Origin of the sequence: Agrobacterium vitis, from assembly GCF_014926405.1 — a bacterium.
GTDB classification, from domain to species: domain Bacteria; phylum Pseudomonadota; class Alphaproteobacteria; order Rhizobiales; family Rhizobiaceae; genus Allorhizobium; species Allorhizobium vitis_H.
The window spans coordinates 2302289-2324499 of sequence record NZ_JACXXJ020000005.1; the positions used below are offsets into that span (position 1 = coordinate 2302289).

General features: G+C 57.0%; 18 protein-coding genes and 1 tRNA gene. 8 read left to right on the forward strand and 11 right to left on the reverse strand.

Translation table 11 applies throughout. The annotated features are described in order from the left end of the window. Positions 1-26: 26 nt before the first annotated feature. Positions 27-926: a DUF1499 domain-containing protein gene (locus IEI95_RS22080; RefSeq protein WP_156534046.1), complete on the reverse strand. Its 900-nt coding sequence runs from the start codon at positions 924-926 to the stop codon at positions 27-29. An 859-nt stretch (positions 927-1785) separates the two neighbouring features. Between IEI95_RS22080 and IEI95_RS22085 the strand changes: the two genes are divergently transcribed. After that, positions 1786-2832 carry a LacI family DNA-binding transcriptional regulator gene (locus tag IEI95_RS22085; protein ID WP_156534048.1) on the forward strand — a complete coding sequence of 349 codons (1047 nt, stop codon included), beginning with the start codon at positions 1786-1788 and terminating at the stop codon, positions 2830-2832. A 289-nt stretch (positions 2833-3121) separates the two neighbouring features. Here the strand turns inward: IEI95_RS22085 and IEI95_RS22090 are convergent, their stop codons facing one another. Further along, positions 3122-3670: a TetR/AcrR family transcriptional regulator gene (locus IEI95_RS22090; RefSeq protein WP_273545183.1), complete on the reverse strand. Its 549-nt coding sequence runs from the start codon at positions 3668-3670 to the stop codon at positions 3122-3124. Positions 3671-3822: 152 nt separating this feature from the next. Between IEI95_RS22090 and IEI95_RS22095 the strand changes: the two genes are divergently transcribed. Further along, entirely contained in the window at positions 3823-4572 is a 750-nt protein-coding gene (locus IEI95_RS22095) for an SDR family NAD(P)-dependent oxidoreductase (RefSeq protein WP_156534051.1), read from the forward strand. 461 nt (positions 4573-5033) lie between these two features. After that, complete coding sequence (locus IEI95_RS22100) at positions 5034-5684, forward strand: GNAT family N-acetyltransferase (RefSeq protein WP_156534053.1); 651 nt, start codon at positions 5034-5036, stop codon at positions 5682-5684. 184 nt (positions 5685-5868) lie between these two features. Here IEI95_RS22100 and cysN read toward each other — a convergent pair whose 3' ends face one another. From cysN to IEI95_RS22115, 3 genes are all read right to left on the reverse strand, one after another. Continuing rightward, positions 5869-7407: a sulfate adenylyltransferase subunit CysN gene (cysN, locus tag IEI95_RS22105; protein ID WP_194417035.1), complete on the reverse strand. Its 1539-nt coding sequence runs from the start codon at positions 7405-7407 to the stop codon at positions 5869-5871. Between the two features lies 1 nt (position 7408). Continuing rightward, positions 7409-8365: a sulfate adenylyltransferase subunit CysD gene (gene cysD / locus IEI95_RS22110; RefSeq protein ID WP_041696300.1), complete on the reverse strand. Its 957-nt coding sequence runs from the start codon at positions 8363-8365 to the stop codon at positions 7409-7411. Positions 8366-8521: 156 nt separating this feature from the next. Continuing rightward, positions 8522-9271, reverse strand: coding sequence for a phosphoadenylyl-sulfate reductase (locus IEI95_RS22115; protein ID WP_156534057.1), 750 nt, complete (start codon positions 9269-9271; stop codon positions 8522-8524). A 130-nt stretch (positions 9272-9401) separates the two neighbouring features. Here IEI95_RS22115 and IEI95_RS22120 point away from each other — a divergent pair, with 130 nt between their 5' ends. Continuing rightward, positions 9402-9743, forward strand: a complete 342-nt coding sequence (locus IEI95_RS22120) for a hypothetical protein (RefSeq protein ID WP_156534060.1) — start codon at positions 9402-9404, stop codon at positions 9741-9743. Positions 9744-9809: 66 nt separating this feature from the next. On the opposite strand, the gene IEI95_RS22125 is transcribed toward IEI95_RS22120, so the two are convergent. Next, the gene (locus IEI95_RS22125; RefSeq protein WP_194417036.1) at positions 9810-11783 is read right to left on the reverse strand and encodes a HAMP domain-containing methyl-accepting chemotaxis protein; all 1974 of its coding nucleotides are present in this window, start codon (positions 11781-11783) and stop codon (positions 9810-9812) included. A 506-nt stretch (positions 11784-12289) separates the two neighbouring features. Then, positions 12290-12706 (reverse strand): hypothetical protein, encoded by a 417-nt coding sequence (locus IEI95_RS22130; protein WP_156548276.1) that lies wholly within the window; start codon positions 12704-12706, stop codon positions 12290-12292. A gap of 359 nt (positions 12707-13065) precedes the next feature. Here IEI95_RS22130 and IEI95_RS22135 point away from each other — a divergent pair. From IEI95_RS22135 to IEI95_RS22145, 3 genes are all read left to right on the forward strand, one after another. Then, positions 13066-13142, forward strand: a tRNA-Pro gene (locus tag IEI95_RS22135). A 424-nt stretch (positions 13143-13566) separates the two neighbouring features. After that, a complete protein-coding gene (locus IEI95_RS22140; protein WP_194417037.1) occupies positions 13567-15363 on the forward strand; it encodes a type I secretion system permease/ATPase in 1797 nt (598 codons plus the stop codon). A 10-nt stretch (positions 15364-15373) separates the two neighbouring features. Continuing rightward, the gene (locus IEI95_RS22145) at positions 15374-16762 is read left to right on the forward strand and encodes an HlyD family type I secretion periplasmic adaptor subunit (RefSeq protein ID WP_194417038.1); all 1389 of its coding nucleotides are present in this window, start codon (positions 15374-15376) and stop codon (positions 16760-16762) included. Between the two features lie 97 nt (positions 16763-16859). Here the strand turns inward: IEI95_RS22145 and thrH are convergent, their stop codons facing one another. Genes thrH through IEI95_RS22160 form a run of 3 tightly spaced genes read right to left on the reverse strand, consistent with a single transcriptional unit; the run spans position 16860 to position 18976 of the window. Next, positions 16860-17531, reverse strand: coding sequence for a bifunctional phosphoserine phosphatase/homoserine phosphotransferase ThrH (thrH, locus tag IEI95_RS22150; protein WP_194417039.1), 672 nt, complete (start codon positions 17529-17531; stop codon positions 16860-16862). After that, on the reverse strand, positions 17528-18157 hold the full coding sequence (locus IEI95_RS22155; protein ID WP_156531589.1) for a LysE family translocator: 630 nt from the start codon (positions 18155-18157) through the stop codon (positions 17528-17530). Before IEI95_RS22155 ends, thrH begins: the two co-directional genes overlap by 4 nt. Positions 18158-18217: 60 nt before the next feature. Continuing rightward, complete coding sequence (locus IEI95_RS22160) at positions 18218-18976, reverse strand: 2OG-Fe dioxygenase family protein (protein WP_156531588.1); 759 nt, start codon at positions 18974-18976, stop codon at positions 18218-18220. Positions 18977-19091: 115 nt separating this feature from the next. Here IEI95_RS22160 and IEI95_RS22165 point away from each other — a divergent pair, with 115 nt between their 5' ends. Then, entirely contained in the window at positions 19092-20042 is a 951-nt protein-coding gene (locus tag IEI95_RS22165) for a LysR family transcriptional regulator (RefSeq protein ID WP_234890875.1), read from the forward strand. A 6-nt stretch (positions 20043-20048) separates the two neighbouring features. Here IEI95_RS22165 and IEI95_RS22170 read toward each other — a convergent pair whose 3' ends face one another. Further along, positions 20049-21092 carry a hypothetical protein gene (locus tag IEI95_RS22170; RefSeq protein ID WP_156531587.1) on the reverse strand — a complete coding sequence of 348 codons (1044 nt, stop codon included), beginning with the start codon at positions 21090-21092 and terminating at the stop codon, positions 20049-20051. Positions 21093-22211 lie beyond the last annotated feature (1119 nt).

Genomic DNA, 22211 nt, shown 5'->3' on the forward strand with positions numbered 1-22211 from the left:
GAAGATATCACCGGTCCGATCAGCTATCACTGGCTGGCGATGCCCAGCAATTCGCCATCCAGCGCGGTCAGGTAGCCATTGGCGATGGCGGCGGCAAAACCGAGATCGTGGGGACCATAGCGGCTGGAAACCCTGATATCGACGAGTACCGTTTCCTCTTCTTCCCGCAGCCGAATGAGAATATCGAAGGGGAAGCCCAGAATGAAATTGCGGGTGGTGGCCTGAATGCGGATCACCCCAGGCGGCTCGTCATCGGGAATGAGATCCTGGGCTTGCGGCTGGGGACGCGGGGTTGGCACCGGCACGGGTGCAGGCCCGGCGGGCGTCCCGGAGGCTGGCGCCGGGGCCTGGAAATCCGGGCGGGCATAAGCGGCCCCGCGCGTCGCCGTTACGCTCCAGCGCTGGTCGGACGCCACTTTGCGCACCGCCTGATAAACCCGGTCCAACGCTCCGTCATAGCGGCGCACGGTCAGGGTCGGATAGGCCTCGGCCTGTAGTCGGGCTTGGACAACGGCATCGCTCAGTGGGCGCGGCAGCCAGCTGGATTTCGACGCTGGGGACAAGATCCAGCCGGGCGGATCGGTGAGGTCGCTGACCACTTCATAAAGCTCTGGGCGCGTCTGGTAGCGCTCAGCGGCCAGACCCAGCACCGAAAGCGGCAGAGCCGCAATCACCAGCGCCCGGCTGGCGGCCATGCCGCCCTTGGCGCCAATCGACCAGAGCCGCCACAGGCCCCAGAGAGCAAACGGCACCGATAGCGCCGCCAGCCCGCCGCAAACCAGTACCGCAAGCACGAAGCTCGGCATGGACAGCGGGCCGAAACGGAACCCAAGCCAGGCCACCACCAGCAACAGCAGGGACAAAAACGCCAGCCGCCAGGCCCAGCGGGCGGCGATGGAAACGGGACGAATGAAACGGATGGTCATGCGGAATGCGCCGTCTCCAGATCTTCTGCTGAACAATGTCTGAAACCAATGGCGAGTTCTGAAATTGTGCAGCAGGTATCAAAATTTCCACGATCTCAAAGGCATCAAAAACCCCGGTCGATGACCTGGCAGTGTCAGCTTTCAATGCATGTACAGCCTTGCAGCTGGAAACCGTAGTCTCTCTCACCCCATACCGCATAAATTCTCCGGTCGGAATCGATTTCAGGAAAGTTGCCGCAAAACATCCTTCGCGCACTTGATAAAACGCAAGGCGCTTTGCGAGGACTTGCTGCATATATGTTGTATGAATATTCGCTATAATAGCTTATTTCTGTTGTATAATTTCATCCGCAGCGCCAACCGGAACCGAGCAACACTCTCATGGAAACACAGTATGATCAGGCTAGCCTACCGATCTTTTCTGACGGCCGCGTCCACGCCTTTAATGTAAAGGACGAGGAATTCAGCAATTTTTAGTTGCTTTACTCTTAAGTTCAGGTTGTCTTGTTCTGAAGTGCTTATTAGAATGTGTCAATATTTGCTCCGGTCTATTTCTTGGGAAAAACCGGTGGGTGGGAGCCTTGGGAGGGGTGCATGACATGAACCGACATAAAAGCCTTTTGCTTAAAGGTATGCAGACATGCGGCAGATTTCAGAAGATTTAAAATCCCGTCGGAATCAATGGCTTCAGATATCTTCAAAGTAACGAACATGGCTCGTTTTCAATGATTTCCGACAGGAAATCAAAAGCGGAGGACACAATCGGCGATAACGGCATGCATGATCTTTGCCGATCCCGATAGGCGGATCGTTTATCCAGGTGAATATCCGCAGTGCCAGCAAATGAGTGCGCAAGCAAATGACCGGGGGCAGAGTGGGGAAAAAAATCAGGGCGTCGGGCAATCGCCTGACATTGAACGAAGTTGCGGAGAAAGTCGGCGTTAGCCCGATTACCATTTCAAGGGCGCTGAACAAGCCGGAAAAAGTCTCTCCGGGACTGCGCGAAACGATTCTGAAAATCGTCGAGGAACTCGGCTATGTGCCAGACTACGCCGCGCGGGCCTTGGCGAGCAGAAACAGCAATACAATCGGCGTGCTGTCCTCGTTGCTCGGCACCAATATTTTTCCCAGGGTCATGAAAGGCATCGAGGATCGGGCCCGGGGCACGGGCCTGCGCATCCAATATGTGAATACGCGCTACGATCCCGATGAAGAGCTTTACCAGCTCAGACAGTTTTTCGCGCAGAAGCCGACAGGCATCATCATTGGTGGCGTGCAGGTCGATCCGCGGGTGACGGAAATGCTGCATGATGCGCCCTGCCCTGTCGTGCAGTTTATCGATATCAGCTATCCGCCGGTCGATATGGCCATCGGCATCAACAATGCCGCTGCCGCCGATGTCGCCATCCGGCATCTGCTAGATGTTGGCTATCGCCGGATCGCGTTTTGCTCGACCGGTACCGATATTCCGGTGCGGATGCGGCTGGAGAGCTATCGCAACCGGCTGAGGGAAGCAGGGCTTTACAATCCTGATCTTGAAGTCAATGTCGACGCGAACGATTGCTTCGGATCAGCGGGCAAGACGCTCGACACATTGTTTGCCGCCGATCCCGAGGTCGATGCCGTCCTATGTTGTCACGACGATCTGGCGCTTGGCCTGCTGTTTGAATGCCAGCGGCGCGGCATCAGTATCCCCGACCAGCTCGGACTGTGCAGCTTCACCGACCTCGATTATTGCGCCCACACCGTGCCTGGCCTGACGACGGTGCGCACCCCGCTCTATCAGCTCGGCTACCGCGCCACCGACATGATCATCCGCAGCCAAGACAAAAGCCGCCAGAAACACACGACGGATCTCGGTTTCGAACTGATCGTCCGAGGCTCCACCCGCCGTCTCAAACCATGAACCATATGGCGGCCCACCAGCCGCCAACCGGGGCTTGAATATCAGCCCAAAACCTGTAGACAGACCCCGAACGCGACCGCCGTTATCTATAGAACGGGGTCGGGCGGCCGATTGACGTCACGCTGCTGCCACGAGATCACGTGGCCGTTCTTTTGGTTTTGAGTTTCTCTCGTGGCGAAACCAAACTGTATTTTCCTTAGACACTTTTTTGTTTTTGTTTGTCTTTTCAGGAAAAACGGATTCCATTTTTCCTCGACAAACTCTATCGTACAGAGCACGTCTTGAAATGTCAGTTCATCTGCCACGGCAAGATAAGATGTCTCGAATGCTCGCAGAGCGTCATTAAACGCGTTTTGCCCAGTCCATCGCGCGCAGCCTGAGCCAGACCTTGAAGAAGCACGGCGTAAAGATCGGACAATTCCTGAACAGGCGTGTCATCGCGTAGCTTGCCGGCGCGCACATCTTCTCTCAGCCGTTCGGCTATCTGTTCCGAGCGTTGCCACCGCAATTGTGCCATCGTTTGCGCCAGTTCCAGCCCGTTTGGCGCATTGCTTGCCACCGAGTTGACCACGAAGCATCCCCCCGGCGTATCAAGGCGCGTAAACAGCTCAATGGCTGCCGCGAACATAGCCTCTATGCCACTTGCGGCATCAGCCGCATCATTCAAAGCTTGAAGCAATTCGCTCGCATAGGCCTCACGATAATAATCAATCGTCTCTGCAAACAAAGCTTCCTTTGATCCAAAGGCCGCATAGATGCTTGGCGAATTGATCTGCATTGCCTCAACAAGATTGTGCATGGACGTCGCCTCGAAGCCGTTTTGCCAAAACGCCATCAACGCCCGGTCCAGCGCTTGTGTACGATCAAAACTCCTTGGGCGTCCTCGCTGAGCCATGCGCGCTCCTTTCTGTGTCGATCAACATATAAATCGCTCGACAGGATGAGTCCAACATTCTATTTTGTGTTGATTGACACACAAATAGGTGATGGATGTCCGACTTCGATTTTTCAGGCAAAACAGTTGTTATTACCGGTGCAGGCAGCGGCATCGGGCGCAGCATCGCCTTGGGCTTCGCCAAGGCCGGAGCAAAGACAGTCATCGCCGGACGACAGCTCTCAAACCTTGAAGAAACCGCCTGCATGATCCGTGATGCGGGCGGTGACACCCTCACAGTCGCAACCGACGTGACCGACGAGGCATCGGTGAGAGCCTTAATGGAGCGCACCGGACCCTTGCATATTGCGGTGAACGCCGCAGGTATAGTGGCTGGCGGATTGATCGATGATATGGAGGCGGAGGCGTTTGCCCGGATCTTCAATTCCAACGTGACCGGGCTTTGGCTCTGCATGAAACATGAAATCCGCGCAATGAAAATGACGGGCGGCGGTGCGATCGTCAACATCGGCTCGAATGTTGGTGCGCGGATTGTCCGCCCAACAATGGGCGCTTACGCCGCCTCCAAAGCCGCGGTCAGCAGCTTGACGCGCACAGCCGCGCTGGAAGCCATTCCCCATGGCATTCGTATCAATTGCCTTTGCCCAGGCCCAGTGGACACACCACTTTCCATGCGCCCAGGGGAAGATCGCGCCGCACGCGATGAGCGAATAGCGACGACCAATCCATCCAAACGGGTCGCAAGCACCAGCGAGATTGCAGCCACAGCGCTTTGGCTTGCCTCGGATTCGGCATCCTATATCGTTGGTCAGGATATCATTATTGACGGTGGGGCATCTGCCTGATGATTGCCATGTGCAAACAGCATTCTTTCAATAGTCAGCATACCAATCGCTATCCCTCAACCCCATCTAGGAAATCACGAGCAACAGCCGTTGTCACACGGCGCATTTCCACCCCATCAAGGCGGGACGCTAGAAATTTGGTTACCATAATCTGATCGCGGGGCGGGCGATAGCAGCACGCGGTTTTCACCTGCATTCACCTCATCCATATCCGAGCGCTTGGGCGTGATCATGCCCCTGCCACAGAACGGAATCGGACGGCGGATTGATTTAACGCAAATGCCACGAGATCACGTGGCCATTCTTTTGATATAATGTTATGCCGGAGTAGCGGAGACGGGTAATGCCAATAGTGTCCGTTGGAATGTCACGCGACCTGCTGTTCAGTTAGATTACAGAGGGCGGGAAAATAACAATTGCTTTAAGTGAGAATTTTGCGTCATAGGGGATGGCGTATAGGCATGATCAAAATTGAGAATTTCGACAATAAATATACTGATGATCTTTTTTCAATATCGCTCGCCACTGGTCACCTCGGAGGAGATGCATCGCATCTATATGACGATCCGAAATTAATAGGCCTGATCTACTCAACTCCTTATGCTACTCTGGAACCATCCATGGTTCTCCTTGTAACGGATGATCAGGGTGTTGCCGGATTTGCACTTGGGGTGACAGATACTTCGCTTTGGGAGGATCGACTGGAGAGGGATTGGTGGCCGCGACTCCGAGCAGAGTATCCAGACCCCAGCTATCTTCCATCGTCAGAATGGACACACGATCAGCGTCGTTTTCATATGATTCACCATCCATCCCGGATACCGACAGCGATTTTGGGCTCATACCCGGCACATCTCCACATGAATTTACGACCCCGAGCACAGGGAGCGGGTGTAGGGATGCGGCTTCTCAATGCGTGGCTGGATCTTATCGCTCCATACGCCCCGTCAGGAGTGCATGTAGGAGCCAATCGGCACAATGAAAGAGCGGTCAACTTTTGGAAACGAGCAGGTTTCCGTGAGCTGGAAATAGAGCCCATGCAACTTAGTCGGACGATATTGTTGGGCCGTGAATTTTCTGCATCCGAGCCAGCTTTGTCGGGCAATTCCTAACATCCGCGACAAAATCACCATCCCTGATTTTTCAAATAAAATTCCGCCGCAAAACCCTCTCGCAAAACACACACTTCACGGAGATTTTGAAGACGGCCTCATAGCAAATAAAAGCCGCCATGCGTTTCTCCAACACATGACGGCTTTCACAAATCAGTTCACCGGCCAATACAGCCGATGAAAATTACCCCTCAATCCCGTCCAGCAAGTCCCGCGCCTTGGCGGTCGTCACGCGGCGCAGTTCCACTTCATCGCGGCGGGCGGCCAGCAGTTCGGTGGCCATGAGCTGGTCGGCGAGATCGGCGGGCAGCGAGAGAAGAACGCGGGCTTCGCCGGTGTTCAGGCCATCGACATCCGAGCGCTTGGCGGTGATCATGCCACCAGCCACCGTGTTGTTGGTGTCGGGGTCGATCAGGATGAAGGCACCGGTCGAGCGGTTCTGCTCGTAGGGGTCAAACACCGCCTTTTCATCGAAGCCCAAATGCACCTTGCCGATGGCGTTCATGGCCAGGCTTTCCGCCGGACCCCATTTGCCGTTTTTCAGATCCAGTTGCTGGACTGGCTTGACCTGGACGCGCTGGCGGCGCGATCCACTTTTCAGCCAGTAGCGCTTGTTGGGCAGAATGCCATCAGGCTGCAAAGCCACGAGCTGTGCATCGAAGGCCAGGCCAACCTGTGGCTCGGCATCGAGCGAGACGATCATATCGCCGCGCGATACATCCACCTGCCGGTCGAGCACCAGGGTAATGGCATCGCCAGCCACAGCCGCATTGCGCACCAGGTCGAAGGTGACGATCTGCTTGACATTGGCAATGGCGCCCGAGGGCAGGATGGCAACGCTGTCGCCTGGCTTGACCGCGCCACCGGCCACCGTCCCCTGGTAGCCGCGAAAGCTTTCACCCGGACGCGACACGCGCTGCACCGGCAGGCGGAAACCCGTCGATTGTGCCGAACGCGAGGTGGCGCGTTCCAGCGCTTCCACCAGCGTCGGGCCGTCATACCACGGCATACGCTCCTGGCCGGAATAGACGACATTTTCGCCCTTCAGCGCCGACATCGGAATGGCCGTGGTCTGGCGCACGCCGAGCGTCAAGGCGATGTCCTTGAATTCCTGGACGATGGCGTCGAAACCAGCCTTGTCGTAATTGGTCAGGTCGATCTTGTTGACGGCCAGCACGAATTGCTTGATGCCCATCAAGGATGCAATCGTCGCATGGCGACGGGTCTGCTCCAAAATACCGGCGCGGGCATCGACCAGCAGCACCGCGAGGTCGGCAGTCGAGGCACCGGTTGCCATATTGCGGGTATATTGCTCATGGCCGGGCGTGTCGGCGACGATGAAGGAGCGCTTGTCGGTGGCGAAATAACGATAGGCGACATCGATAGTGATGCCCTGTTCGCGTTCCGCCTGAAGACCGTCGAGCAGCAGCGCGAAATCCGGCAGGCCAAGATCGTTCTGCTTGCCGCTGTCGCGTCGCAGCGTTGCCGCCTGGTCTTCCTTGACCGCCTTGGTATCCCACAGCAACCGGCCAATCAGCGTCGATTTGCCGTCATCGACCGAACCACAGGTGATCAAGCGCAAGGGCCGGGAATCACGACCGGTATAGGCCGCTTCGGACTGAGGAACAGCATTTGCCAAGGAAAGCCCCTGCGACGATTCTTTGGAGGAAAAATCCGATGTGGACGCCAGATTGGCGGCGAGTGCGGTTGCGCTTGCGGTCATCTCAGAAATATCCTTCGCGTTTCTTCTTTTCCATCGATCCGGACTGGTCACGGTCGATAGCGCGACCCTGACGCTCGGAGACGGTGGCAATTTCCAGTTCGGCGATCACGTCATCCAGGGTCCGGGCCTCGGATCGGAGCGCGCCGGTCAGCGGGAAGCAGCCGAGCGTGCGGAAGCGGATCGAGCCATGCTGGACCTTTTCGCCCGGCAGCAGTTCCAGCCGCTCGTCTTCTGCCAGGATCATCATGCCATCGCGCTCAATGAAGGGCCGCTTTTCGGCGAAATACAGCGGCACCAGCGGAATGTTTTCCGCCTGAATATAGCGCCAGATATCGACTTCCGTCCAGTTGGACAGCGGGAAGGCCCGCACGCTTTCACCCCGACGGATCATGCCATTATAGACATTCCACAGTTCCGGGCGCTGGTTGCGCGGGTCCCATTTATGGTCGGGCGTACGGAAGGAATAGATCCGCTCCTTGGCGCGCGAGGCTTCCTCATCGCGACGCGCACCGCCGAAAGCAGCATCATATTTGCCAGCGTCCAGCGCCTGACGCAGCGCCTCGGTCTTCATGATATCGGTATAAAGCGCCGAGCCATGGGAAAAGGGTGTGACACCTTCGGTCTTGCCACGCGGATTGGTATGGACGACCAGATCCAGATCATAGCGCTTCGCCATCTCGTCGCGGAAGGCGATCATTTCCTTGAACTTCCAGCCGGTATCGATATGCAGCAGCGGAAACGGCACCCGGCCCGGATAAAAGGCCTTGCGCGCCAAGTGCAGCAGCACGGACGAATCCTTGCCGATCGAATAGAGCATCACCGGATTGTCGAACTCGCCAGCCACTTCGCGGAAAATATGGATCGCCTCGTTTTCCAGCGCCTTCAAATGCGGATCAAGCGGCGCACGGGCCACGACCTCCTTGGAATGCGGATCAAACTCGGACTGGTGCAAATGCATGACTTGATTTCCAGATGCGTGCGGCCCAGATTCGGGCTGCGATGACGGCTGCGGGGGCAGGCTCTGTACGGACATAAAACATATTCCTAGTTGCCGATGACTGGTCTTGGCTAGCCTTGAACGGGAAAAACCTCGCCAAAAGCCCAGAAACGGCTGTTAAAGGGAACTGGAATTCAGCGATGGGATAGCAGCGTCCGGCACATGCAGGCCGCATTCGCGCTTCTCGTCGTTTTCCCACCACCAGCGGCCGGCCCGCTCGGGCTCGCCCGGCTTGATCGCACGAGTGCAGGGTTCACAGCCAATCGAGGGATAGCCACGCGCATGCAGCGGGTTGATCGGCACAGCCTCACTCTCCACATAGGCATTGATATCGTCCAGTGACCAATCGGCCAGCGGGTTGATCTTGATCAGGTTGCGCTCGGCGTCATATTCGGCGAACGGCGTGGTGGCACGATTGCCGGACTGGCTGCGGCGCAGGCCCGTCACCCAGACAGAAGCACCTTGCAGCGCCCGCGCCAGAGGAACAAGCTTGCGCACATGACAGCAGGCATGGCGCGCTTCGACGCTTTCGTAAAAGCCGTTCAAGCCATATTTTGCCGCATAGGCGTCAATATCGTCCTGATCGGGCGCATATTGCGTGATGGAAAGGCCGAAACGCTCTTCAGTCTCAGCGATCAGATCAAGGGTTTCCTTGAACAGGCGACCGGTCTGCAAGGTTGCAACCTCAATGGAAAGACCGGCAAGGCCGATTGCCGCCGTAATCACCTGATCCTCAAGACCGAGGCTCGTGGTGAACACCGACCGGCCACCAAGCTCCTGAACAAGACGCAGACGGGCGGTGAGATCAAGATCAGCGAGAGCCGCGTCCAAGGTGGCAACGGCCTGAGGATTGGATTGCGATGTCATTCGTTCTAATTCCTAGAGGGCGATTTCCCAGAGGGTAATTTCCTAGCGGGCCTACTGAATGTCCGACCAAGGCCCACTCCCAACGGTTGCGCTTGGCATATCCTGGCTGCACCCGGCATAAGCCTGTCATTTGGCCAAGTATCGATGGTTTTATCGCCAAAAGACAGGAATTGCCTTTTATGCTGCCGCCAATGCGGAGCAAATATCACTCAAAGCCAAAGATATGGCGCAATTCCTGCCGCCTCGTCCTTGTCGCTCTTATCCTTCTTGCCACCTCTTTACCTCTTGCCTTTTTGGCTGCCCGCCCGGTTCATTCCAAACGAAAACGCCGGAAAGCAAAGCTTTCCGGCGTAATATCATTGATAACAAGGGGATCTCCCCTTTGAGCGTTGCAGCGACAGCGCCTGCAACCCCTTATCAGTCTGGCAAACCATACAGCGCCGTGCGTTTTATAAAACGCACGGCGCTGTAACACTTTAAATCTGTTGCATAACTTTCTCCTGCAATCGATTCCGATTTAAGGAATTATGCAATAGCCTCAGAACTCTTCCCAGGACTGATCGGCAGTGGCAGCCGTCGCTGACGATTTTCCGGAAAAGGCACTGGCGATCTTGCGGCCAAGCGCACGGGCGGGTGAAGCCACCGGAGCCTGGGCGGGATGAATGGGGGCGGGACGAACCGGGGCGGCATAGGCCGATCCAGAATTAAACCCACTTTGCCCGCCGCCAGCCAGCTTGAATTGCGACAGCAACTGGTTCAGCGAGGCGACTTCTCTTGCCAGGCCGTGGCTTGCAGCCGTGGATTCCTCCACCATCGCCGCGTTCTTCTGGGTATCCTGGTCCATCTGGTTCACAGCGGTATTGATCTGCTGGAGACCGGAAGACTGTTCGTGGGCCGCCTCGACGATAGCGCTGACATGCCGGTTAATTTCCTGCACTTCGGCCACCATGGTTTGCAGTGCGGTACCAGTTTCACCCACCAGCTGCACACCGGACTGGACCTGGCTGTTGGAGGTGGTGATCAGCGCCTTGATGTCCTTTGCTGCATTGGCGGAACGCTGGGCAAGCTCGCGCACTTCCTGGGCAACGACTGCAAAGCCCTTGCCTGCTTCACCGGCGCGCGCCGCCTCGACGCCGGCATTCAGCGCCAGAAGATTGGTCTGGAAGGCGATTTCATCGATGACGCTGATGATGTTGGAAATCTCAGCCGATGATTTTTCGATCTGTTCCATGGCGATCACGGCGCGGCGCACCACTTCACCGGATTGCTCTGCTCCAGCCTTGGTGCGCGAAACCAGGGTTCCCGCTTCCTGGGCACGACGGGTCGAATCCTTCACCGTGGTGGTGATCTGTTCCAGGGCTGCGGCCGTTTCCTCGACGGAAGCCGCCTGCTGCTCGGTGCGCTTGGCCAGATCGTCCGCTGCCGATTTTATTTCATTGGCGCCCGCATCGATTGCCCGGGCATTCTGAGCAACATGGGTCAGCGCTTCCTGCAATTTTTCAGCCGAGCTGTTGAAGCTGGCGCGCACGCCGTCCAGATGCGAAACGAAAGGCTGTCCAATGCGATAGGAGACATCGCCATCGGACAGATGCGAAAGCCCGTTTGCCAGATTGTCGACCGCAAATTGGATATCCGCCGCTTCCCTGGCCTTTTGCTCCTCGCGCTCCAGACGCTCTTTTTCCGAGAGGCTGCGATTGGCCGCGGTTTCCTGCTCCAGACGGACACGCTCGATGGCATTGTCGCGGAACACGCCGACAGCGACAGCCATCTGCCCGACCTCATCCTTGCGCGACAGGCCAGGTATCTCCTGCTGCGATTCACCGTTTGCTAGCGCTATCATCCGACTGCGAAGCTTATCGATCGGACCGATAATGCCACGCGAGGTGACGAACAGCGCCAAAAGGATGGCCATCAGCATGACGCCGCCAAGAACCGACAGCGAGGTCAGGATCGTCGAATTGGTCTGATCGGTGAGATCATCGCTTTTCTTGAGAAGAGCTACGGAGTTCGCGTTGTTCCAATCACGCAAGTCATCCCGCCATTTGGCAATCAACGGATCCGCCTTGAGCAGCACAAGTCTTGCTTCTGGACGCTTTCCATCAGCAACGAGTTGAACCGCCTGGTCGGTCAGAGCCTGAATGTCGCGGGCGCGGCTGGCAAATCTATCGATATCGCCGCTCAACTCCGGCGTCAGTGTCTTAGCTGTCTCCAGGCGCTTAAAAACGGTCGCAATCGCGTCCGTATAAGCCGCATTGACGCTTGCGACATCGACCGACCCGGCATCATAGGAGATCATCTGGTAAGCACCATATCCCATTGCCACAAGCGAGGTTGTGGCGCGGAACATCTGGCTTGCCGCAATAGTATCCGTCGTCATGAAGTCGGAATACTTCGTATCCGTCGATTTATAGCTGCTGGCCATATAGCCCAGGCCACCGATACTGATCACGCAGACCGGAACGATCAGCGACAAAATTTTCGTGCGAATGCTCGCATTGGCCAAAAAAGACATTATGCCTCGCCTCTTAAAATTATGGGGGTGGGGAAGGAACAGAGGGAGAGGCAAGCTCTCACGAACCTGACGCTGCTTTCTTGGCTTGGCAAGAGTGCGACAGGCCACCCATCATGGGTGTTTTTACGATAGATTTCATATAGCACAATTAAGATTTAATATTTCCCTAAAATAGGTTGGGTAAATTCGAAAGGTCGAAGTCGTAACGGCAACGAAAAATCTGCCCTCACCCAGACCGTGGAAATATTCGACCAAAAGGTATTGAAAACCGGTCGCCGGGACGCAATTTTGCCGCCGTCGCAAGGCCAGATTTCCAAAGAAACCCGTTTTGAGCAGGTCTGTGCGTGAAAACACGAATCTCTACACGCCGCACACACAACAAAAAAGGCGAGGTTGCCTGACAACCTCGCCTTCATCCATTTTCGTGCGCTTTAGAAGACACGGTTTCGAAAACCGGGCACCGTCAATTGACGTTTGCCCGACCTCTCATCACGCAGATCACAGCATTATGCGCCGCCCAGAAACTCTTCGCACCAGGTCTTGCCGCTTTCGACAGGCCTGTCGATGACAGGCTTGATCGCACGGATGACATAATCCGGAGAGACTGTGACGCGCACTTCACAGCGCAGATATTCGGTGCGCCCGGCCTTGGTAACCTTGCCGCGCTTGCCATCGGGCGTTTGCGCATAGGTCGGAGCGACCGTGCGGGTCCTGAAGCCGCCGCGCCAGCTATAGACGGTAGCACCACCAGCCTGTTCGTCGTTGATCGGTGGTCCGAACTTGGCAAAGAAGGCGCCCGCCGGCTGGCCGACCCAGCGCTCTTCCACCAGATTTTTCTTCTGTACAGGTATGACACCCGATGTCGTGGTACATCCAGCCAGCGCCAGCGCCAAGCCAGCCGTCAGCATGATCCGAAAATTCATAATTCTGTCCCTTGGTAACCCGCTTCAAGCGGCCCGGCCGGGCAGAGCCCTGCCCCGGCCACACCTGTGCCACTTTGTCTTTCGCCTTTATCCCCAAAACCTTAAATTGGAAATCACCAAGTTTCTTGCTCACGTCAACTTGTTTCAAAACGGCAACATTGAAATACCGCGAACCGAAATTGATAAAAGATAATATTATTCATTAAATACAAAGAATTAACTCAATTTTTCCGCAACCGTTCGAGGCACGCGGCACCCTCTGCGTGCGGCATTCTCACCCCTGTTGAAAAGCCATGATTTTTTTAAAGCCACCCGCTTGTCTATTGTGAAGCCCTGGTTTATACGGGCGCCACTGGTCACGGAGTGTAGCGCAGTCTGGTAGCGCACCACGTTCGGGACGTGGGGGTCGAGTGTTCGAATCACTCCACTCCGACCAGGTCAAAGGCTTTTCCCGAAGCCTGTTTTTTCCTCACTATTTAAAGCACCTGCTTCTCGTGGTATCATCCTATACGATGTTATTTCGTGACCGATTTTAACTGGCTGCGCAGTCAAGGGCCTGAAGTTCAGGTATCTGGGACTAGCCAAAAAATCATAATATGGAGGGATTTTTTTTAAATCCTGCATGGTGGAGGGAATTGTACCTTAACGAGAAGATTGTCATAAAGACATAAAAGTCTGGGTTGCAGACTGCGAACGCGGCAAGGTTCACCAAATGTCGTCATAATAATTTGTTTTTTCTGCATTATTTGTAAAAGTCATTCCCCTCGGAGGGGATGATGCAGAGGCCGGACAGGTCTCAGCCAGGGGTGGCTGTTCTGTCGGGCTCCGATTCAGGGGTTTTCAATGATCAAGAACTATTCATGAGCCGGAGTAAGACCACGCGCGGCGGCGTCGAGGAGTTACGGGCAGCCCTGGCGCGCAGCAAGGCGGGCTTCCTGTCCATTGCCCTGTTCAGTTTCTTCGTCAACCTTCTGGTCCTGACCGGACCCTTGTTCATGCTTCAGGTCTATGATCGGGTGCTGGCGGCACGCTCGGAGGCGACGCTTCTGGTCCTGTTCCTGCTGGTCATCCTGCTCTATGCGATCATGGGCATTCTCGACCACGTCCGGTCACGCATCGCCGCCCGGATCGGGGCGCGGCTCCAGGGCGAATTTGACATCAGGGTGTTTCGTGCCCTGCTCGATCGATCCGCACTGGCATCGAAGGGCGTTGCCGGTCCACGCGGCATGCGTGATCTGGACGCCCTGCAAAAAATGCTGTCTTCCTCGGCGATTTTTGCCGTTTTCGACATTCCCTGGACGCCGGTTTTCCTGTTCGTGATCTTCGTTTTCCATCCATGGATGGGCTATCTGGCGCTGGCGGGCGGGCTGCTGCTGATCGCGCTGACGCTGCTGAACCAGCGCGGGACGAAGCGTATCCAGGCAAAAGCTACCGATGCCAGCCGGATCAGCGACGAGATGACCATGGCCTTGGCCCGCGACGCCGAAACGGTCAAGGCCCTGGGCATGCGCAAGAGTGCGGCAAGACGCTGGAAGGCGACGCGCCATGCGGCGCTTGCCGCCAACATTGCCTATTCGGATACCAATGGCTTTTACACCGCCATGTCCAAGACCTTCCGGGTTTTCCTGCAATCGGCCATTCTGGCGCTCGGCGCCTGGCTGGTGCTGCGCGGCGAAATCAAGGCTGGCGCGATGATCGCCGGATCGATCCTGATCGGTCGGGCGCTTGCACCGATTGAGACGGCCATTTCCCAATGGGGATTGATGCAGCGGGCGCAGGAAGGCTGGCGCAATCTGTCCCTGCTGCTGGAACAGATCCCCGAAGACGACACCCGCACCACGCTGCCGCGGCCCCGCGCGCTGTTGCAGGTTCAGCAGGTTACCGCCGTACCACCCGGCGAAAACGTGGCGACGCTGCGGATGATGAGTTTCGAGCTTGGCCCCGGCCACGCGCTGGGCGTGATCGGCCCCAGTGGTTCCGGCAAATCGACCCTTGCCCGGCTGCTGACCGGTGTCTGGCAGCCGATGGCGGGCAAGATCCGGCTGGACGGCGCCGCTCTGGACCAGTATGGCCCGGACGGGCTGGCCGACCATGTCGGCTACCTGCCGCAGGACGTGGTACTGTTTGAAGGCACGATTGCCGAAAACATCGCACGCCTCACCGCCGATCCCGACCCGGACAAGGTGATTGCCGCCGCTCGCAAGGCCGCAGCCCATGAGATGATCCTGAAACTGCCACAGGGCTACGACACCCCCCTGCCCGCCACCGGCCAGCGGCTTTCCGGTGGGCAGAAGCAGCGCATCGGCCTTGCCCGCGCGCTCTACGGCGATCCGGTCCTGCTCATTCTGGACGAGCCGAATTCGAATCTGGATGCAGAAGGCTCCGTGGCGCTGAACATGGCCATCCGCGCCCTCAAGGCCAGTGGTGGCGCTGCCGTGATCATGGCGCATCGCCCGGCGGCGATTGAGGAATGCGACCTGGTGCTGATCATGGACCATGGCGCCCGCACCGCTTTTGGCCCGCGCGACGAGGTGCTGCGCACCCATCTGCGCAATGCCCAGCAAGTGGTGGGTACGAAGACAAATACGTCATGGGGGAATGCCAAACAGGAAACCACCATGACCGGTTTCGTACCCGGCGCCCCGCGCAAGCCATAGGAGAGAGACGATGAGCCTGTTTTCCCAGACATCGGCGTCAGCCTCCTCTTCCCCGGCAAGCCTGCCCGCATCGCCCGCCGCAAACCGGGTGTCCTCCACCCCGGAACGCCACGTCTGGCATGCCCACGGTCACACGGCGCTCGGCTATGGCGCGCTGGCGGTCCTGGTGTTGGGGTTGGGTGCCTGGAGCGCACTGACCACCATCCAGGGCGCCGTGGTCGGCAGCGGCACGGTGGAGGTCGAAACCAACCGTCAGGTGGTCCAGCATCAGGCCGGTGGCATTGTGCAGGACTTGCTGGTCAAGGAGGGCGATGTCGTCCAGCCCGGCCAGGTTCTGCTCAGAATGGATGAAAAGCTCGACCAATCCGAGCTGACGATCATTGAAAACCAGTTGTTTTCGTTGCTCGGCAATGCCGGGCGGCTGACCGCGGAGCAGGATGGCAAGAGCGAGATCAGCTTCGATCCTGAGCTTGTAGAACGGGCCAAGACCGACAGCCATGTGCGCGAAATTATCGAGGGCCAGCGCAACCTGTTGCAGGCGCGACAGGAAAACCGCGACAAACAGGTCGGGCAATTGCAGGAGCGCAAGCACCAGACCGCCCAGCAAATCGAGGGCTTGAACGCCAAGCTCAATGCGCTGCGCCAGCAAAGGCAGTTGATCAGCGAGGAACTGGCCGTGCAGCAGAAATTGCTGCGCGACGGCCTGACCCAGACCAGCAAGGTGATGACGCTGCAACGGTCCGAGGTCGAGGCAGACGGCGAGATCGCCTCGTCCATGGCCAGCATTGCCGAAAGCCGCGCCAAGATCGCCGAGATCGAAATCGCTATTCTGAATGTTAGTGGCGAACTGCGTGAACAATCGATCACCGATCTGCGCAATGCCGAAGCGCAGATTGCCGAATTGCGTCAGAAACGGGTGTCTTCCCTGGAAACCCTTGGCCGCACCGAAGTGACCGCACCGACCGGCGGCGTGGTGTTCGGCCTGACCGTGCATGCGTTGCGCACCGTGGTCAAAGCGGCGGAACCGATCCTCTATATCATCCCGCAGAATGTCGGGCTGGTGATCACCACCAATTTGCCGCCCAATGAAATCGATCAGGTGCATGTCGGCCAGAAGGCCGATCTGGTATTTGCCGCCTTCGATCGCCGCCAGACGCCGGATATCCATGGCACGGTGATCGAGGTCTCCGCCGACGTGTTCAATGATGAAAAGACCGGCAACAGCTTCTACAAGGCGAAGATCAGACCCGATGAACAGGAAATTGCCCGGCTGGGCGATGTCCAGGTCCTGCCGGGGATGCCGGTCGAAACCTTTATCCAGACCACGGAACGCTCACCCTTCACCTACCTCACCAAGCCGCTGGCCAGTTATTTCAACAAGGCCTTCCGGGAGCGATAACGCTGATGCATATTTAAAGCGCTACAGCACCCTGCGTTTTATAAAACGCAGGGTGCTGTAAAGAAAACTATAGCTTTACGCGTGGCCGTATACGCCGTCAGCCGAAGGCGCTCCCCAGGAAAGTCGTGGCCCTCTTTGAGGCCGATCTGCCATTGATATAAATGGCTTCATCGAGGATATCGAGGACTTCACTATAGGATGATGTAGCCCGCAGATCCGGCGCGGCCAGCAGCGTCGCCATCGAGGGCTGAAACAGCACGCCATAGGTCGCCGCACGGATCATTGAAATGTCGTTCAACGCGTCGCCCATTGCAAAATGGGCGCACCCCTCGGTATCGACGGCGTCGAAACAGAGATGTTTTCCAGCCAGCCCATTCCAGAAGTCGAAGCCGGTGACGATATCCTCGTCATTGGTCTGAAAACTGTGACAGAGGACCTGATCTGCAGCGATCTGCTCGATAAAATGCCGGTTCATCGGGCTGAAGGAATCTGAGACGATCACCACACGCCCACGCAGCTTGAGCGCGGCGAGGAATTCCACCGCCCCATTGAACAGATCGAGTTCCGCGACACTGGCGCAGATTTCGGCCAGGGTAACGTGGTGATCGGCCAGATGCTTAATCCGCTGGTCCAGCAATTGACGGTAATCGGGAATTTCCCGCGTGGTCGCCTGGAGTTCTGGAATTCCGAACGACTTGGCGATATGCGGCCACATTTCCGGAACGAGAACGCCTTCGAGATCGATGAAGGAACAGATGGATGCGGTCATTGAGCGCCACTCCCCAAAGTGCCCGCGGTGAACAGAATGGCCCCCAGCGAGGCGAGCACGACCCCGATCAGGATATTGAACAGGCGCTGGCGACGCAGCACAACGGTTCGAATGGCCGGGTTGGACAGAAAGGTCGAAACGGACGCAAACCACAGAAAATGCGACAGGGAGATGAACAGGCCCCAAAGCAATTGGTGAGACAGCGGCGTGTCCTTGCCAATGAATTGCGTGTAGAGACTGATCACGAAAATCGACGTCTTCGGATTGAGACCATTGGTCAGAATACCGGTCATCATTTCCCGGCCCATGGATCTGTCGCTGGGAACCAGACTGCCTTCGATATCGCGTATCTTGCTGAAGGCCGTGGCCAGGCCCGCATAAACCAGATAGGCTGCGCCGACGAATTTAATGATATCCAGAATATTGGGGAAAATATGCTGGATGATCGCAATGCCGAACATGGCATAGATCACATGAAACCAGCAGGCGATGGCAATACCCATCGACGCTGCAAGCCCGGATTTGCGGCCATAGAGAAAACTATTGCGCGACACCATGGCAAAATCCGCGCCGGGGCTGAGAACGGCCAGCCAGGTTATCGAAGCAATCAGAAGTATTTGTTCCATAAATATGTGGGCTCCGGCTCCGGCAACAGCCGCGCGGTTCCGCGCGGCTGACATCTGCATTTATTTTCGGCGGAAGGTCAGGACCAGAACATCGCGCAGGCCTTGTTGGTCGGGATCGAGCTTGGTGATTGGCGTTACGCCATGGGCAACGCGTTCATCATTGACAATGGCAGCATCGAAGGGGTCCGTCAGCGTAAATTCCGCCAGCTTGACGCCGTCCCGATCCAGAATGGAGGTTTCGCCTCCAACAATATTCTGCCGGTTGATGAGCACCATCAGCACGAAATCCACACCATCGCGGTGAACACCTTCAGGTGTTGGCTTGCCACCGGTCTGCACAGCCTCAATGCGGAACTGATGCAATTCGACATGCCATGTCGAAAAAGGCGACAGGGCGCCAAAGGTGGAAGAGGCGAACGAGAAAATCGCCTGCATCACCGGATTTTCAATGGTCGATGCCAATACCGGCTCGAAATGGCGCTCAATGCCGCCATTCAGAGGATTGTAGGAGGTCGTCTGGAAATGCGGCTGATGCTTTTCGAGACTGACGGGCCCGCCCTTAGGCGCGCCCGTCAGGGTTGCGTGCCGGCGAAGGCGATATTTGCCGCCGTCGGCCATATAGGTATCCGGCTTAAGATCATCCCAGGATGCCTGAAAATCAGCAATATCCTGGCTGCTAAAATGGCTTTGATGAATGACATTGAGAAAATTGTTGCCTTCAAGAAACACAAAATCGAAGTCATGCAACTGTTGGCAGACATCGATATTGGTCACATTGGCCGGATCGCTGTGCTTTAAAACTGTAATATTGCCTTGCATTGAAAATGGCTCCGATTTCATCGGCGTAACCCGCCGACACCGATTATCAATCATATGTTGTGTTTCGTGAAAACCGATATATTTTCGAGCAAACGCGTGAGGTAAATTCACACATATGTCCGACAATTCCGAATTCAGATCCAGGATGGCGCGCCTGCCGCAATTGGGGGCTTTGAAGGCCTTTTCGGTGGCGGCGCGGTATGAAAGTTTTGTGCTCGCGGCCCGGGAATTGCACGTTACACATGGGGCAATCAGCAAGCAGGTCAAGAATCTGGAGGAAAGTCTGGGCGAGCCGCTGTTCCTGCGTCGCAACCGAGCGGTCTTCCTGACGGAGCGGGGTCGTCAATTGGCGGCCAGGCTTGCCTCCGTGTTCCAGGATCTGGAAAATGTCGTCACGGATTTTCGCAGCAATGCCTATGCCCAACCCCTGATCGTCTCCTGCGAACCAACGCTCTGCCTGAAATTCCTCATCCCAAACCTTGGCGATCTGAAAGAAAGGACCGGTCTGGATGTCAAGGTTCTCGCAGCGGGCGGAAAAATCGATTTTCGCCGCGATCACGTCGATCTTGCCGTGCGGCGCAACGATTTTGCCATCGACCCCCGCCTGCATGTGAGGGAGCTGGCGCCGGAAGCGATGGGCATGGTCTGCACGCCGCAGGTGGCGGCTGACCTCAGCAAAGCGCCTCGCCCCAGCGTGCCTGCTCTGCATACCCGCTCGCGCCCCGATGCCTGGCTGAACTGGTGCAAGACCCAGCCAGGGACCCGCAAGTTCAACTCGGACATTTTTTACGAGCATTTCTATCTGGCCCTTGAGGCGGCGATGGCCGGCCAAGGCGTCGCACTGGCATCGATCCATATGGTGACGACGGATATGGCAGCCGGACGACTGGCCGCGCTCGGTGCGTTTCATGAGGATGGCACCCATTATCTCGCCGTCTCCAATAGCGATTTTGCCGCCGACGAAAGACGGCTGGTGTTTACCGACTGGCTGTCACGACGCATGCGCGCCCATCTGGCGCAGGCATCCACTGCGCGTCCGACCGCAGAAACCCGGCATCTGCCATAGGCATTCTCATCCACCAATTTTCGGCGTTTTCAGCCCCTCAAACACGGAGGGCGCATTGGGATCGGGCTTTGGCTCCTCTTCCAGAAAATCGGGCACCTGCGTGCCATTGGAATTCATCGAGCCGTAAGCGCCCTTATCCTGCAAGGCAGAGGGGTCCTGCAAGGCAGAAGGGTCGCTCGGAGCCGTACCGGGGTCCTCGCCATCGATCGACAGGTCCGGCTGACCGAGATCGACGGGCGGCTGGGTCTTGATTGGTAGCGGCACATAGAGCGAGACGGTGACGATAATGGCAATGACCAGCAGCCAGCTGCCGAGGATGCGCGAGGGAATGTTCAGCCAGGGGCCCTTGAAGCAGCGTAGCAGAAAGGCCGGGGTGAGGATGATCCACAGGGCCGAAAGCACAGAGGCAATCGCAAAGGACGGAATGCCGACGCCGAAATCGTCCAGGCCAAGAAACAGCGAGAAGGAAAAGGCAACAACGGCAGCGGATGCCAGCATAGCCCGATCCCGCCAGCGCCCCGAAAGCCAGAGACTGGCGCCGGTGATGGCGACGGCCACCGGCGCGATCAGGTACAGCACCTGCCCCAGCGCGCTGTCGCGGATGACGACGAAGATCGGGTCGAAAAACAGCAGCATGACCGACAGCACGCCGAGAAACACGCCGATGGTGATGGCGAATTGCCGGACGCTGGGCATCAGCGCACACGCAACCGCGATGCCCAGCATGGCCAGAACCAGGTCATAGACTGAGAAGGTGAACAGCGCGCCCAGTTCGGTAAAGCCATAATCGTGCGGCAGGCTTTGCGACACCGCCAACAGGAACAGGCCGAAACCGGCCAGAAGCGCACTGGCACGAAAACGATCCGTCTTCATAACGCGACGGGCTTGCGCCCATTTATCAGTGCCGGGCGCAGCCGCAGGAACGGCCTTGCCCTGGCCCTCGCGCTGCTGCTTGCCGGAATGAGAGCCAGGCGGCGGCGTGTCGCGGCCCTTCCGACGGCGTTTGCGGGAGGTGGGCGCCGTGGAGGATGTCCGGTGGGTGTCGTTCATCGGGCCTGGCCTTTGCGAGTGTGACGACCCGGCCTATCTCACAATCAAGGCAATTTGTCACCCATGCCGCGATTGATCCTGCCTTTCCAGCGCCCTGCGTTTTATAAAACGCACAAAGGACGCTGTAACATTCTAAATATGCTGCATAATTCCTTCAATCGAGTCCGATTGAAGGAATTATGCAGCAGCCGTCCGGTTCACTGCGTCAGCCGCACCGTGCTGCCGATGATGTTTTTGGAGATCGCCGTATAGACATCCTTGATATTGGTGGTGGAGGCGCTGAAGTAATATTTGGTGCCGCTGGAGCAGGTCTGCAAATTCTGGACATCGGCTTCCGAACTATAGGAAATCGCATAGATATCGATATTATTGGACTTGATCGAATTGCAGGTGGTTAGAAGCGCGTCAGTGGCGGTGTTGTTGCAGCTGTCCGTACGGTCCTTGTCACAGATCCAGTCGAGCTTGTCCTTATTTCCCGGGCCGTATTTCACATTCATCTCGCCATCGGTCATGAAGACGATGACTTTTTTGACCTTTTCGGAATAGTCGGCGGGCGCGGTCCCGCCACCCCATGCCGAGCGCCATTTTGGCGACAGCGTATACCAGCCCGCCAGCATTCCGGCATCAAGCCGGGTGGAGCCTTCCGACGTCATGTCCGCGATAGCACTTTGCAACGTGCTAAAGCTCGACGTCAGGGGAACGATCGGCGGTGGGCAGAAGCTGGTGGAAGAACCGGTGTTGTAATCCTGCGCCACGAAGGCCTCGGTGCTGGGTGAAACATCGCTCAGGCCATTGGTGCCGATGGCGCCATTATCCTTCATTTCCACGTCGGCGCGCGGCTCGACGCAGCCGATCCAATAATAGTTACTGGAGGTATAGGCGAGCGTCGTGACATTATCGATCCACTGGCTGAAACTATATTTCGAGTCCTTATAATAGGATTTGGGATCGGTCCAACGGCTGGGCACGGCGGCATTGCCGCCATAGGCTTTCAGCCAGTCCTTATGGGTGAGGCCGATGTTGAAACGGCTGGAAAACGGCGCGATGGCGATCTTGCTGCGCTTGGCAACCGTGGCATCATTGGCAAAGGAGGTCAAAAAGCTCTTCACCGCCGTCTGC

Bases quoted from the DNA above. Each gene is read 5' to 3' on its own strand.
- cysN (WP_194417035.1), bottom strand. From the start codon at position 7,407: ATGACCGCAAGCGCAACCGCACTCGCCGCCAATCTGGCGTCCACATCG.
- IEI95_RS22130 (WP_156548276.1), bottom strand. From the start codon at position 12,706: ATGAATTTTCGGATCATGCTGACGGCTGGCTTGGCGCTGGCGCTGGCT.
- IEI95_RS22115 (WP_156534057.1), bottom strand. From the start codon at position 9,271: ATGACATCGCAATCCAATCCTCAGGCCGTTGCCACCTTGGACGCGGCT.
- IEI95_RS22155 (WP_156531589.1), bottom strand. From the start codon at position 18,157: ATGGAACAAATACTTCTGATTGCTTCGATAACCTGGCTGGCCGTTCTC.
- IEI95_RS22140 (WP_194417037.1), top strand. From the start codon at position 13,567: ATGAGCCGGAGTAAGACCACGCGCGGCGGCGTCGAGGAGTTACGGGCA.
- IEI95_RS22100 (WP_156534053.1), top strand. From the start codon at position 5,034: ATGATCAAAATTGAGAATTTCGACAATAAATATACTGATGATCTTTTT.
- IEI95_RS22145 (WP_194417038.1), top strand. From the start codon at position 15,374: ATGAGCCTGTTTTCCCAGACATCGGCGTCAGCCTCCTCTTCCCCGGCA.
- IEI95_RS22085 (WP_156534048.1), top strand. From the start codon at position 1,786: ATGACCGGGGGCAGAGTGGGGAAAAAAATCAGGGCGTCGGGCAATCGC.
- IEI95_RS22095 (WP_156534051.1), top strand. From the start codon at position 3,823: ATGTCCGACTTCGATTTTTCAGGCAAAACAGTTGTTATTACCGGTGCA.
- IEI95_RS22165 (WP_234890875.1), top strand. From the start codon at position 19,092: ATGTCCGACAATTCCGAATTCAGATCCAGGATGGCGCGCCTGCCGCAA.
- cysD (WP_041696300.1), bottom strand. From the start codon at position 8,365: ATGCATTTGCACCAGTCCGAGTTTGATCCGCATTCCAAGGAGGTCGTG.
- IEI95_RS22125 (WP_194417036.1), bottom strand. From the start codon at position 11,783: ATGTCTTTTTTGGCCAATGCGAGCATTCGCACGAAAATTTTGTCGCTG.
- IEI95_RS22080 (WP_156534046.1), bottom strand. From the start codon at position 926: ATGACCATCCGTTTCATTCGTCCCGTTTCCATCGCCGCCCGCTGGGCC.
- thrH (WP_194417039.1), bottom strand. From the start codon at position 17,531: ATGACCGCATCCATCTGTTCCTTCATCGATCTCGAAGGCGTTCTCGTT.
- IEI95_RS22160 (WP_156531588.1), bottom strand. From the start codon at position 18,976: ATGCAAGGCAATATTACAGTTTTAAAGCACAGCGATCCGGCCAATGTG.
- IEI95_RS22170 (WP_156531587.1), bottom strand. From the start codon at position 21,092: ATGAACGACACCCACCGGACATCCTCCACGGCGCCCACCTCCCGCAAA.